The organism is Providencia sp. PROV175 (assembly GCF_032707045.1).
Classification (GTDB): Bacteria; Pseudomonadota; Gammaproteobacteria; order Enterobacterales; family Enterobacteriaceae; genus Providencia; species Providencia hangzhouensis.
On the sequence record NZ_CP120533.1, the window covers coordinates 1,864,524 to 1,877,359 of the forward strand.

The 12,836-nt window shown below is 43.0% G+C and carries 10 protein-coding genes; 8 read left to right on the forward strand and 2 right to left on the reverse strand.

Annotated features, from left to right (window positions below; genetic code table 11):
* Window positions 1-34 precede the first annotated feature (34 nt).
* The 8 genes from nuoG to nuoN are packed head-to-tail and all read left to right on the forward strand — an operon-like array spanning window position 35 to window position 10,000.
* Window positions 35-2,767, forward strand: coding sequence for an NADH-quinone oxidoreductase subunit NuoG (gene nuoG / locus P3L44_RS08165; RefSeq protein WP_180359542.1), 2,733 nt, complete (start codon window positions 35-37; stop codon window positions 2,765-2,767).
* Complete coding sequence (gene nuoH / locus P3L44_RS08170) at window positions 2,767-3,744, forward strand: NADH-quinone oxidoreductase subunit NuoH (RefSeq protein ID WP_004912244.1); 978 nt, start codon at window positions 2,767-2,769, stop codon at window positions 3,742-3,744. Before nuoG ends, nuoH begins: the two co-directional genes overlap by 1 nt.
* Before the next feature lie 14 nt (window positions 3,745-3,758).
* Window positions 3,759-4,301, forward strand: coding sequence for an NADH-quinone oxidoreductase subunit NuoI (gene nuoI, locus P3L44_RS08175; RefSeq protein WP_004259834.1), 543 nt, complete (start codon window positions 3,759-3,761; stop codon window positions 4,299-4,301).
* A gap of 12 nt (window positions 4,302-4,313) precedes the next feature.
* Window positions 4,314-4,856 carry an NADH-quinone oxidoreductase subunit J gene (gene nuoJ / locus P3L44_RS08180; protein WP_004259837.1) on the forward strand — a complete coding sequence of 181 codons (543 nt, stop codon included), beginning with the start codon at window positions 4,314-4,316 and terminating at the stop codon, window positions 4,854-4,856.
* Window positions 4,853-5,155: an NADH-quinone oxidoreductase subunit NuoK gene (nuoK, locus tag P3L44_RS08185; protein WP_004259841.1), complete on the forward strand. Its 303-nt coding sequence runs from the start codon at window positions 4,853-4,855 to the stop codon at window positions 5,153-5,155. Before nuoJ ends, nuoK begins: the two co-directional genes overlap by 4 nt.
* Window positions 5,152-6,993 carry an NADH-quinone oxidoreductase subunit L gene (gene nuoL / locus P3L44_RS08190; RefSeq protein WP_140172579.1) on the forward strand — a complete coding sequence of 614 codons (1,842 nt, stop codon included), beginning with the start codon at window positions 5,152-5,154 and terminating at the stop codon, window positions 6,991-6,993. The genes nuoK and nuoL overlap by 4 nt, the downstream gene beginning before the upstream one ends.
* A gap of 19 nt (window positions 6,994-7,012) precedes the next feature.
* Entirely contained in the window at window positions 7,013-8,533 is a 1,521-nt protein-coding gene (gene nuoM, locus P3L44_RS08195; RefSeq protein WP_153673325.1) for an NADH-quinone oxidoreductase subunit M, read from the forward strand.
* 6 nt (window positions 8,534-8,539) lie between these two features.
* Window positions 8,540-10,000, forward strand: coding sequence for an NADH-quinone oxidoreductase subunit NuoN (gene nuoN, locus P3L44_RS08200; protein WP_004259851.1), 1,461 nt, complete (start codon window positions 8,540-8,542; stop codon window positions 9,998-10,000).
* A 56-nt stretch (window positions 10,001-10,056) separates the two neighbouring features.
* Here the strand turns inward: nuoN and P3L44_RS08205 are convergent, their stop codons facing one another.
* Window positions 10,057-11,040: an alpha-xenorhabdolysin family binary toxin subunit B gene (locus P3L44_RS08205; protein ID WP_272662208.1), complete on the reverse strand. Its 984-nt coding sequence runs from the start codon at window positions 11,038-11,040 to the stop codon at window positions 10,057-10,059.
* 11 nt (window positions 11,041-11,051) lie between these two features.
* The gene (locus P3L44_RS08210; RefSeq protein WP_272662207.1) at window positions 11,052-12,260 is read right to left on the reverse strand and encodes an alpha-xenorhabdolysin family binary toxin subunit A; all 1,209 of its coding nucleotides are present in this window, start codon (window positions 12,258-12,260) and stop codon (window positions 11,052-11,054) included.
* Window positions 12,261-12,836 lie beyond the last annotated feature (576 nt).

The window sequence follows — 12,836 nt, forward strand, 5'->3', positions numbered from 1 at the left end:
ATTAACGCCTGCTTTATGCGGGCCTTTGGGAAGCATGCTGACTATGGCTACAATATATGTAGACGGCAAAGAATATGACGTAAACGGGTCTGAAAACCTGTTACAAGCCTGTCTTTCTCTAGGGCTAGATATTCCTTATTTTTGCTGGCATCCGGCGCTGGGAAGCGTTGGCGCTTGCCGCCAGTGTGCGGTTAAGCAGTATCAGAACGCAGATGACACACGCGGTCGCCTAGTAATGTCTTGTATGACACCCGCAACGGAAGGGACTTACATCTCTATTGATGATGAAGAAGCCAAACAATTCCGTGAAAGTGTTGTGGAATGGCTGATGACCAACCATCCTCATGACTGTCCAGTCTGTGAGGAAGGGGGAAACTGTCACCTACAAGATATGACGGTGATGACCGGTCATAACATGCGTAAATATCGTTTTACGAAACGTACTCACATTAACCAAGACCTCGGTCCATTTATTAGTCATGAAATGAACCGTTGTATCGCGTGTTATCGTTGTGTTCGTTACTACAAAGATTACGCAGATGGCACAGACTTGGGTGTGTATGGTGCACATAACTATGTGTATTTCGGTCGTACTGAAGACGGTACACTGGAAAGTGAGTTCTCCGGTAACTTAGTTGAAGTTTGTCCTACTGGGGTATTCACTGATAAAACACATTCAGAGCGCTATAACCGTAAATGGGATATGCAGTTTGCACCCGGTATCTGCCAACAGTGCAGTATCGGTTGTAACACTAGCCCTGGTGAGCGTTATGGTGAAATCCGTCGCATCGAAAACCGTTATAACGGCTCGGTAAATCACTATTTCCTGTGCGACCGTGGTCGCTTTGGTTATGGTTACGTCAACCGTAAAGACCGCCCTCGCCAAGCCGTACTCAATAAAAATGGCGTTAAGCAGGTCATTTCGGCTATCGAAGCGATGCAAAGTGGTGCGCAAATTATCAATCAAGCGAAAAAAGTGATTGGTATCGGTTCTCCACGCGCTAGCGTTGAAAGCAACTATGCATTACGCGCATTAGTTGGAGCAGAAAACTTCTATTCAGGTATTTCTGCGGGAGAGCAACGCCGCTTAGCGCTGATGCAAAACATCCTGCAAAACGGCGGTATCTATACGCCAACATTGCGTGAAGTAGAAGGCTATGATGCGGTACTGGTACTGGGTGAAGATTTAACTCAGACAGGTGCACGTATGGCGTTATCTGTACGCCAAGCGGTGAAAGGTAAAGCACGTGAGATGGCGGCAGCGCAAAAAGTGGCTGACTGGCAAATCGCGGCAATCATGAATATTGGTCAACACGCAAAATACCCACTGTTTATTACCAATGTTGATGATACGCGTTTAGACGATGTGGCTGCCTTCAATTACCGTGCTCCAGTGGCTGACCAAGCGCGCTTCGGTTTTGCTATCGCCAATATGATTAATGGCGAAGCCCCTGCGGTGAATGATTTACCCGCAGACTTAAAAGCCAAAGTTGAAACCATTGCTCAAGCATTAGCTAGTGCGAAAAAACCATTAATTATCAGTGGTAGCCATAGTGCAAGCGAGGCAATGATCCAAGCGGCCGCTAACGTGGCATTCGCATTGAAAGCGAAAGGTGCGAACGTTGGGTTATCTTACTTAGCGTCTCATGCAAATAGTTTCGGTCTGGCAATGATGAATGCACAGCCATTAGACAGCGCTTTAGCTCGCATAGAAGCGAACGAAGCGGATGTGGCTATTGTTATCGAAAACGACCTGTACCGTCACAGCAGCGTGGATGCAGTCAATAGCGCATTAGCGAAATTGAGCCACTTGATTGTAGCGGATCATCAGCAAACCGACATCATGGATAAAGCAACATTAGTTCTGCCAGCAGCAAGTTTTGCTGAAGCAGACGGTACGTTGATTAACCAAGAAGGTCGTGCACAGCGTTTCTTCCAAGTCTTCGACCCAACGTATTACGATAAAGCTATCGTGATGAACGAAAGCTGGCGCTGGATGCATTCACTGCAAACTGAAGCGCAAGAGCGTGATGCGGATTGGTCGCAACTTGATCACGTTATCGCAGATTGTGTTGCCGCAATGCCACAATTCTTGGGTATGGTAGATGCTGCACCAAAAGCGTCTTTCCGTATTCGTGGTCAAAAACTGGCGCGTGAACCACATCGTTACAGTGGTCGTACAGCGATGCTAGCAAATCAATCTGTTCATGAACCTCGTCAACCGCAAGATATTGACTCTCCATTTGCTTTCTCAATGGAAGGGAACAACAGCCCAACCGCGCCACGCCAGCAAATTCCATTTGCATGGGCGCCGGGTTGGAACTCACCACAAGCCTGGAACAAATTCCAAGCCGAAGTGGGGGGGCACCTGTTATTTGGTGACCCGGGTATCCGTTTGTTCAATTCAACAGAAGGTAAATTGGCTTACTTCACTGAAATTCCAGCGGCTTATCAAGCCAATGAAGCTCAGTGGGTTGTCGCACCTTATTACCACCTATTCGGCAGTGATGAAATGTCACAGCGGTCAGAAGTAATTCAAGAGCGTATGCCTGAGCCTTATATCATGCTGAACACGCAAGATGCTGCGTCACTCGGCCTGTCAGCAGGAACTAAAGCGGAGTTTAGCCATGCAGGTCAAGTGTTTAACTTGACTGTCCGCCTAAGTAATCACCTGTCTACAGGTCAAATTGGCTTACCGTTAGGAATGCCAGGTATCGCACCTTCAATGGCTGGCGTGTCAGTCAATAATCTGCGGAGGGGAGCATGATGGATTGGATTTCTCCTGAAGTGATGGAAGTATTAATTTCCATCCTTAAATCTGTCGTCATTTTATTGGTTGTTGTGACTTGTGGGGCATACATGAGTCTGGGAGAGCGCCGTATTCTCGGTCTGTTCCAGAACCGTTATGGCCCTAACCGCGTGGGTCCGTTTGGGATGGGCCAGTTAATCGCGGATATGTTCAAAATGCTGTTTAAAGAAGACTGGATCCCGCAGTTTGCTGACAAGAAAATCTTTACGCTTGCACCAGTGATTGCGTTTTGTTCACTGTTCTTAGCATTTGCCATCGTCCCTGTTAGCCCGACTTGGCATGTTGCAGACCTCAATATCGGGATTTTATTCTTCCTGATGATGGCGGGTCTCGCTGTCTATGCGGTGTTATTCGCAGGTTGGTCAAGTAACAACAAATACTCATTATTAGGTGCGATGCGTGCGTCAGCACAAACCGTGAGTTACGAAGTGTTCTTAGGCCTTTCTTTAATGGGTGTGGTTGCACAAGCAGGTTCATTCAACCTGATTGATATTGTGAACTCCCAAGAAGGCATGTGGAATATTATTCCGCAGTTCTTTGGTTTTGTGACTTTTGCGATAGCGGGCGTTGCGGTATGTCACCGTCATCCGTTTGACCAACCGGAAGCAGAACAAGAGATTGCGGATGGTTACCACGTTGAATACTCAGGTATGAAGTTTGGTTTGTTCTTCGTCGGTGAGTATATCGGTATCGTAACGGTTTCTGCACTGATTGTGACGCTGTTCTTTGGTGGCTGGCATGGTCCATTCCTGCCGTCATTCTTGTGGTTTGCTATCAAAACTGGCTTCTTCATGATGATGTTTATCTTGATCCGTGCCTCTTTACCGCGTCCACGTTATGACCAAGTGATGTCTTTCGGTTGGAAAATTTGTCTGCCGCTGACACTGCTTAATCTGCTGGGTACTGCAGCAGTGATTTTATACAACGCTCAGTAAGGGGTGATTGAACCATGACATTGAAAGAGTTATTGGTCGGTTTCGCCACCCAAGTACGTAGTATTTGGATGGTCGGCCTACATGCGTTCGATAAACGCGAAACGCAAATGTATCCAGAAGAGCCGGTTTATCTGCCACCCCGTTACCGTGGTCGTATCGTGTTGACGCGCGATCCAGACGGTGAAGAGCGTTGTGTTGCATGTAACTTGTGTGCGGTAGCTTGCCCTGTGGGTTGTATCTCACTGCAAAAAGCTGAACACGAAGATGGCCGCTGGTACCCTGAATTTTTCCGCGTTAACTTTTCGCGCTGTATTTTCTGTGGTCTGTGTGAAGAGGCTTGCCCTACCACGGCAATCCAATTAACACCTGATTTTGAAATGGCCGATTGGAGACGTCAGGATCTGGTTTACGAGAAAAATGACCTGTTGATTTCAGGTCCGGGTAAATATCCTGATTATAACTTTTACCGTAAATCAGGTATGGCGATTGCAGGTAAAGACAAAGGTGAAGCGGATAACGAAGCGAAACCTATCAACGTCAAAGACCTGTTGCCATAAGGAGCGATATTCATGGAATTTACATTTTATATCGCCGGTCTAGTTGCCATTTTAGCAACTTTAAGGGTGATAACGAATACAAATCCGGTGCATGCACTGTTGTATCTGGTTGTTTCTCTGCTGGCTCTGTCAATGGTGTTTTTCTCCCTCGGCGCGTATTTTGCTGGAGCGTTGGAAATCATCGTTTATGCAGGTGCCATCATGGTCCTGTTCGTGTTCGTCGTGATGATGCTCAACCTAGGACGTTCTGTTCAAGAACAAGAGCGCGCTTGGTTGACGCCGAAAAACTGGATTGGTCCTGCTGTGTTATCCGCAGTTTTATTGGCTATCTTAGTTTACGGCATCACCTCATTGTCATATCAAGAAGGCATTGAGGGCACCATCATTGGGGCGAAAGAAGTGGGTATTAGCTTGTTCGGGCCTTACGTTCTGGCTGTCGAATTGGCGTCACTGTTACTACTAGCTGGTTTAGTTGTCGCATTCCACGTTGGACGTGACCGTAAAGAAAACGGTGCTGATCTTGTCAGTATCGCGAAGGCGGAGGAGCAAAAATGATACCTCTAGAACATGGTCTGATTTTAGCGGCGATTTTATTTGTGATGGGGCTCAGTTGCCTTGTTATTCGCCGTAATCTGCTTTTCATGCTGATCGGACTGGAAATCATGATTAACTCAACTGCACTGGCATTTGTGGTTGCAGGGAGTTTTTGGGGGCAGCCAGACGGCCAAATTATGTATATATTGGCAATTACATTGGCTGCAGCGGAGGCGAGTATTGGATTGGCGTTGTTACTGCAACTCCATCGTCATCGTCAGAACCTGAATATTGATAAAGTCAGTGAGATGCGCGGATGAACCTACTCTATTTAACTATTCTGTTGCCTTTACTGGGGTCGGTGCTGTTAGCCTTCTCTCGTGGACGCTGGTCAGAAAACGTTTCGGCCATTATTGGTGCGGGGTCGGTTGGCTTAGCGGCCGTCGTCGCATTCTATGCTGGCAATGAATTTTTAGCTCAAGACGCAGGTAGCGTATTCATCCAGCCACTTTGGACTTGGATGTCTGTCGGTACCTTTAATATCCCATTCACTCTAATGTTAGATGGCCTGTCACTGACCATGTTAGGTGTGGTAACGGGTGTGGGCTTCCTTATCCACGTATATGCATCTTGGTATATGCGTGGCGAGGAAGGTTACTCACGTTTCTTCGCTTACACTAACCTGTTTATCGCGAGTATGGTGGTCTTAGTCCTCGCTGATAACATGATGCTGATGTATCTCGGTTGGGAAGGGGTAGGGCTGTGCAGTTACCTGTTGATTGGTTTCTATTATACCAATCCAGAAAACGGTAAAGCCGCAATGAAAGCGTTCTTTGTCACGCGTATCGGTGATGTATTCCTCGCAATTGGTATGTTTATCCTGTGGAATGAGCTCGGCACATTGAATTTCAGCGAAATGGCGGTGTTAGCACCTCAGAAATTTGCTGAAGGTTCGAGTGCGATCAATTGGGCAACCTTAATGTTATTAGGTGGCGCAGTCGGTAAATCAGCACAGTTACCATTGCAAACGTGGTTGGCAGATGCGATGGCGGGTCCTACGCCAGTTTCAGCATTGATCCACGCCGCAACCATGGTAACGGCCGGTGTGTACTTAGTGGCTCGTACCCACGTTCTGTTCTTATTAGCGCCAGAAGTTTTACATCTAGTTGGCGTTGTGGGCGCAGTGACATTAGTACTGGCAGGGTTTGCTGCACTGGTTCAAACCGATATCAAGCGTGTGCTTGCTTATTCCACGATGAGCCAAATCGGTTATATGTTTTTGGCTCTCGGTGTGCAAGCTTGGGATGCTGCGATTTTCCACCTGATGACGCACGCTTTCTTTAAAGCACTGTTGTTCCTGTCAGCAGGTTCAGTCATTTTGGCATGCCACCACGAACAAAATATCTTCAAGATGGGTGGGCTGCGTAAGCAAATTCCATTTATCTACGCTGTGATGTTAATCGGCGGAAGCGCGCTGGCAGCATTGCCACTGTTTACCGCAGGTTTCTACAGTAAAGATGCAATTTTGTGGGGTGCACAGCTTGATGGACAAACTGTGTTGTTGTGGGCAGGTATCCTCGGTGCATTAATGACCGCAATTTATACCTTCCGTATGATTTTCATCGTGTTCCACGGTGAAGCAAAAATCAAAGCGCATAAGGTTAAAGGCATCACTCACACATTACCACTGGGCATTTTGGCTATCCTTGCAACGTTTGTTGGTGCATTAATCCACCAACCACTCGAAGGGGTATTCCCTGCAGAAGCGGCGGGCAGTGAAGACGGTAAAGTCTTACTCGAAGCGATTTCTGGCGGGTTTGCTATCGCTGGTCTATTAATTGCGGTATTCCTCTACCTGTTTAGACGTTCAATAGTCGATGCTATCGCGAAAACTGCGGTGGGTCGTTTCTTCAGCGCATGGTGGTACCAAGCGTGGGGCTTCGACTGGCTGTATGACGTAGTCTTTGTAAAACCGTTTAAAGGTATTGCATGGCTACTGGAAAGCGATCCGATTAACTCTCTGATGAATATCCCTGCACATCTTTCACGTTGGGCAAATAAAGGGCTTGCAGTGAGTGAAAACGGCCAAATCCGTTGGTATGTTGCCTCGTTGGGGCTGGGTGCAGTGCTGATTCTTGCTCTGCTGCTTTTGGTTTAATTAAGGGACACATTGCGCCATGCTATTACCCTGGCTAATACTCATTCCCTTCATCGGAGGCCTGCTAAGCTGGCAGGCTGACCGGTTCAGTCATCGCGCACCGCGCTGGATTGCACTGGCGACGATGGGAATAACATTAATACTCTCCGTGCAATTGTGGTTAGAAGGGAATTACTCTCTTGTTAATCCACAAGGGATTCCACAATGGCAATCTGTTTTCTTTATGCCGTGGATCCCGTCACTGGGAATTGACTTTCATTTAGCTATTGACGGTTTATCACTGCTGATGGTCGTATTAACGGCTATCATGGGGGCTTTCTCGATTCTGAGCTCTTGGAGTGAAAACCAGAAGAACCAAGGTGCGTATCACTTTAACCTGCTGTGGATTATCACAGGTGTGATGGGGATTTTCACCGCGGTTGACTTGTTCTTATTCTTCTTCTTCTGGGAGATGATGCTGATCCCAATGTACTTCCTGATTGCCAATTGGGGGCACAAAGGGTCAGAAAACAGACAACATATCAAAGCCGCGACTAAGTTCTTTATCTATACGCAAGCAAGTGGCTTGATCATGTTGGTTTCCATCATTGGATTGGCACTAGCGAATTACAATACTTCAGGCGTATTAACATTCGATTATAACCAACTGTTAGGCGCAGAACTGTCTAGTAACGTTGCGTTTATGTTGATGTTAGGTTTCTTTATCGCCTTTGCCGTTAAAATGCCACTGGTTCCTTTCCATGGTTGGATGGCAGATACCCAAGAACAATCGCCAACAGCGGGTTCCGTGGATATCTCCGGTATCATGCTAAAAACCGCAGCATACGGCCTGTTACGCTTTACTTTGCCTCTGTTCCCTGAAGCCTCTATCCAGTTCACGCCAGTGGCGATGACGCTGGGTGTGATCAGTATCTTCTACGGCGCATGGTTGGCGTTCAAACAAACGGATATCAAACGTTTGGCAGCGTACAGTAGCTTATCCCATATGGGCTTTGTGACAGTCGCTATTTACGCGGGTTCAACCTTGGCTTACCAAGGTGCGGTGATTCAAATGATCACCAACGGTTTGTCTGGTGCGGCACTGATTATCATTAGTGGTCAACTGTATGAACGTACGCAAACGCGTGATATGCGTATGATGGGTGGATTATGGAAACGCATTAAATGGTTACCAGGAATGTCCCTGTTCTTTGCTGCGGCAACGCTAGGAATGCCAGGTACAGGTAACTTCATTGGTGAATTTATGATCCTGTTTGGCAGCTTCAGCCAATTCACGTTAGTGACTTGTATTATGGTCTTTGGTGTGGTGTTTGCGTCTATCTACTCACTGTGGATGATGCAACAGACCTACTACGGTACACCTAAGTCTGAAAAAGAAATGAAAGGGTTAACGGCGCGTGAGTTTGGTGTGCTGCTGGCTCTGGCTGTATTACTGGTTATCATCGGTTTCTACCCGCAACCAATTTTAGATACATCAATTGGTTCGATGGAAACATTGCATAACCTGTATTCTGCTTCACTTACAACATTAGGGCTGTAATTCGCCATGACAATAACTCCTCAAGAACTGATCGCAATACTACCACTGATGATCGTCGGGTTGACGGCGGTGGTTGTGATGCTGTCCATTGCGTGGCGACGCGATCACCTTACCAGTGCCGCGCTGACAGTATCTGGCTTTGTTATTGCGTTGCTTTCACTGATTTGGGTAGCCGACGGCTACCTAATGGATGTGACTTCGCTTATCCGTGTTGATGGCTTTGCGCTGTTCTATAGTGCATTAGTCCTGATTGCAGGTATCGGTACCAGCATCTTTGCCTACCACTGGCTGGAAGGTTTTGGCGACAATAGAGATGAATTCCACTTGTTAGTTGCTATCGCGGTGGCAGGTGGTGTGCTGTTATCTATGTCAAACCATATGGCGTCGATGTTTATCGGTATTGAGCTGATTTCATTGCCACTGTTTGGCTTAGTTGCCTATACCTTTGAGCGCAGTCGCACATTAGAAGCTGGGATCAAGTACATGCTGTTATCTGCAGCAGCGTCTTCATTCCTGTTATTCGGAATTGCGTTACTGTATGCGGAATCGGGTAGCTTAAGCTTCGCAGCTGTTGGTCAAAGTCTTTCTGATAACCAAATTCACGCCCCATTAGTGATGATTGGTTTCGGTATGCTCATTGTTGGTTTTGGCTTTAAACTGTCACTGTTTCCATTCCAACTGTGGACACCAGACGTTTATCAAGGTGCGCCTGCACCTGTATCAGCTTTCTTAGCAACGGGTAGTAAAATCGCTATCTTTGCCGTATTAGTGCGTATCTTTTTGGAAGCACCAATTGCCAACAGCAATACGTTAGCGATTGTGATTTCAGTGATTGCCATAGCATCTATCTTGTTTGGTAATTTACTGGCTATCACACAAAAAAGCGCAAAACGCTTGCTGGGTTACTCATCTATCTCGCATATGGGTTATTTACTCGTTGCCCTTGTTGCGTTACGTATCGACCCAGTAGCGTCACAAGTGACTATCGCAATCTACTTAGTGGGTTACTTGTTTGCAAGCTTAGGCGCATTTGGTGTTGTGAGTATCGTTTCCAGTCCTTATCGTGGTGATGACCAGGATGATTTCAGTGCATTCCGTGGGCTGTTCTGGCATAAACCCGTTCTAGCAACGGTAATGACTGTGATGATGCTGTCGCTGGCGGGTATTCCAATTACATTAGGATTTATTGGTAAATTCTATGTGATTGCATCTGCGGTGAATGCAGAGTTATGGTGGTTAACAGGAGCTGTAGTGGTTGGTAGTGCAATTGGCTTATATTACTACCTAAGCTTTATGGCTAGCCTATATAGCCGCGATGCAGAACATGCAGAACGTTATACAGGTCCTGAAAAAGCAACGTTAGGGACCGTTGTTGCTGTTATTTGCGCCATTGCGGTTATTGTCTTTGGTGTATGGCCACAACCTCTTATTGATATGACATCAACAGCACTTGCTGTGATTAACTAATAGGCCAAAATTTCCTATAGTTGATAAACCGGCTACTTTTGAGTAGCCGGTTTTTTTTAATCAGGTAACTGACGCTGATATTGGTATTCCATATCATCTAAAAAAGACATTAGTACTTGGCTTGCGGTATTGATCTTTTGAATATTCACTGTTTTTTCAGACGATTTTTCATTAATAAAATGGCACCATTCCCACCAATAATTCTTAATGAGGCCTATCTGAGTAATAATTGATAATTTATGTGAATCTATAGCGGTGATTTGTTCTGATAAGAGCATGAGTTGAGAAAGCTTAAATATTGTTTTATCAATGTGATTAACTTCTTCCTTTAATTCTAAAATTTGGTTTCCTAAATCTAGCCTGACCTCTACAAGTTGCGCAAATTCTAAACCATCATCAATGACTGATAATAAATTTTTAATAAAAGCAATGGCTGACTTTAATATTTGCTTTTTATTTGTTGGCATATCAATTGAGTCAATTAACTCATCATTTAACAAATGTTTTTTTAAGAAATCAGTGGTTTTAGATTTTAAGATGATATCTTCTGCTGCGGTAATAACGGAGTGTTGCTGATTGATTTCGTTTATTTTTAGCATTTTACTATTTTTGGATGTGACTAGGAGTTCTTTTTGTTCTGCGTATTGCTGTAGTTTATGTTGGTTGCTTTCTTCCACATGAATGAGTGATAGAGAGTCGGTGGTGTAACTGAATTTGGTAATTATTCTTTCTAGCTCTAATTTAAAATCAATTAAATCTTCAATAAAGCTTGTGACTAAAATTCCGTCAGGTATATTTGTATTTTCACTATTTAATTCACTTTTTAAAATATAATTTAATTTTATTTTTAGCTTCGGTATCGAGTTTCTGATTGTTTCATTTATATTGAAAGTCTTACTTGCAATTTTTTGTATCTTTCCGTGTATGATAAAGTCATAATGTATTATATTTTTATTAAATGCGGAAATTTCATTTGACATATGCCTTAACTGATAAATATCAATGGAGGGCAATATCGGTAAATCAAGCTTATCTTGCATATGAGTACCTTTTATTGAGGGGGGGTGCTATTTGGTTGAATTTGGTCAAATAACGTTATTAAATGTGTAGAGTATTCTTGAATGGTATACCAGGATGTAACAATTCGTTTGAAGTGAGTAATGAATTTAATAAGTTTATCAGCGTTATTGATTTTTTTGAAAACCTCGATTGATTGGGTTATTTCAGTTAGGAGGACAAGCCACATATAATCTAAATGGTCAACGGCTAACCGTGCATCTTTAAAGAAACCATCGATTTTATGGAGGTTAATTTGAATATCAAAGATAACTTTTTTGATGAGTTCTTCTTTGTTAATTTGATCGTTAATTGATTTTATTTCTGCTAATGTTTCATTTTTTCTTGCTCGAATTTTTTCAGCTTTCGAGCCAAAAATACTACCAGTAATAATGAGACCTATGACACCACCTGCTAAGCCGGTGAAGCTGAGTTTTACAAAATGTGAATACTCTTGTTCTAATTGCTGTAGTTCCTGTTTTTTCGTTTTAAGTAATTCTTGTAAGTAGGTATCTGTAATTTCATTATCAGTAGTTTCAAGTTGATTATATAGCCCTTTAATATTAAACAATAATGATTCAACGTGTTGATAATTAGATAGATACCCACCTGTAATATGTACTCTAAAATCTGAAATGATATTTTTAATATTACTTGTCTTAATGGATTGCTCCTTAATATCATCTTTAATTAATTGTAAGATATTAGTTAGTTCAGTCGCTATTTGTTGGTCATCGCTTTGATAAAATATTTCATCTAACTCACTTTCATTAATATCATTCAAACTGTCTGATACTCTTTTCAATATAGGCATATGGTTTATATATTCAATAATCTGCCCTCCTGTATGTATAATGTTTCGGCTAACTAGAGATAGGTTGACAGATTGCTCTTTAACATGTTGCTTGACATTATCCCAGGTATTGGCATGATCTCGAATATTGATAATGGTATTAATTAATTCGTCTGTATCTATTGGTAAAGTGGTTGATGAGGTAATACCAAACCATTTTAGAATATCATTTTTTTTCCAAGGCAAAGAAAGAGAGAAGTAAACATGGCGATGTATGCTAATTAAATCGTCTAATGTAAAAATACCGACTTCGCGGGTTGAAAGAGCATCTTGATTCGTTAATAAAGCTAAGGTTGTATGGCCTATATGCTCTTTTTCAATAATTCTGTCGTAATTTTCTTTTGTATTCATTTTAAAATCCATGTTGATTAAGTTAAGGATTGAACACTAATTTGTATTAGCACTATTGTATGGTTGAGTTACCTATTTATTGTAAATAAAAATATAAATTTCATATTTGTTAACCTACTAGAAATTGGCTGAAAGTTTTATACTAAAAAATGAAAAACAGAGCTAAAAAATAGCACTTTGAACAAGTCAATACATGTTTAAAATATTATTTTGTATTCTATATATTTAGAAATCATCTATAGTGATACTAAATTAAATAACGCATAAAAATATGATGATAATTAAAATTTACGGTGGTTTTACTTTTTAGGGCTAAATAGAATTGTAATGGAATATAGGTTTGCAGCTTAAATATAACTATGTTTCAAAATGGAATTCTTATTGGATGAAAATGAAGCAATTTCGAGAGGAAGGAAAGAAGAAAGGGGATAAAATCACATTTTCCATTAATTAAATGAATGGAATGACGTGTAATATATATAATAAGCTATACTATCAACAACCTGAACCTCTATTCGTGTAACAAGGTTGGTTTTGATGTGATTTCTCTTGACTATCGTCATTTGGGGCATAAGC

Excerpts from the sequence above, each read along its gene's own strand:
- nuoG (WP_180359542.1), top strand. The coding sequence starts at position 35 with ATGCTGACTATGGCTACAATATATGTAGACGGCAAAGAATATGACGTA.
- nuoH (WP_004912244.1), top strand. The coding sequence starts at position 2,767 with ATGGATTGGATTTCTCCTGAAGTGATGGAAGTATTAATTTCCATCCTT.
- nuoI (WP_004259834.1), top strand. The coding sequence starts at position 3,759 with ATGACATTGAAAGAGTTATTGGTCGGTTTCGCCACCCAAGTACGTAGT.
- nuoJ (WP_004259837.1), top strand. The coding sequence starts at position 4,314 with ATGGAATTTACATTTTATATCGCCGGTCTAGTTGCCATTTTAGCAACT.
- nuoK (WP_004259841.1), top strand. The coding sequence starts at position 4,853 with ATGATACCTCTAGAACATGGTCTGATTTTAGCGGCGATTTTATTTGTG.
- nuoL (WP_140172579.1), top strand. The coding sequence starts at position 5,152 with ATGAACCTACTCTATTTAACTATTCTGTTGCCTTTACTGGGGTCGGTG.
- nuoM (WP_153673325.1), top strand. The coding sequence starts at position 7,013 with ATGCTATTACCCTGGCTAATACTCATTCCCTTCATCGGAGGCCTGCTA.
- nuoN (WP_004259851.1), top strand. The coding sequence starts at position 8,540 with ATGACAATAACTCCTCAAGAACTGATCGCAATACTACCACTGATGATC.
- P3L44_RS08205 (WP_272662208.1), bottom strand. The coding sequence starts at position 11,040 with ATGCAAGATAAGCTTGATTTACCGATATTGCCCTCCATTGATATTTAT.
- P3L44_RS08210 (WP_272662207.1), bottom strand. The coding sequence starts at position 12,260 with ATGAATACAAAAGAAAATTACGACAGAATTATTGAAAAAGAGCATATA.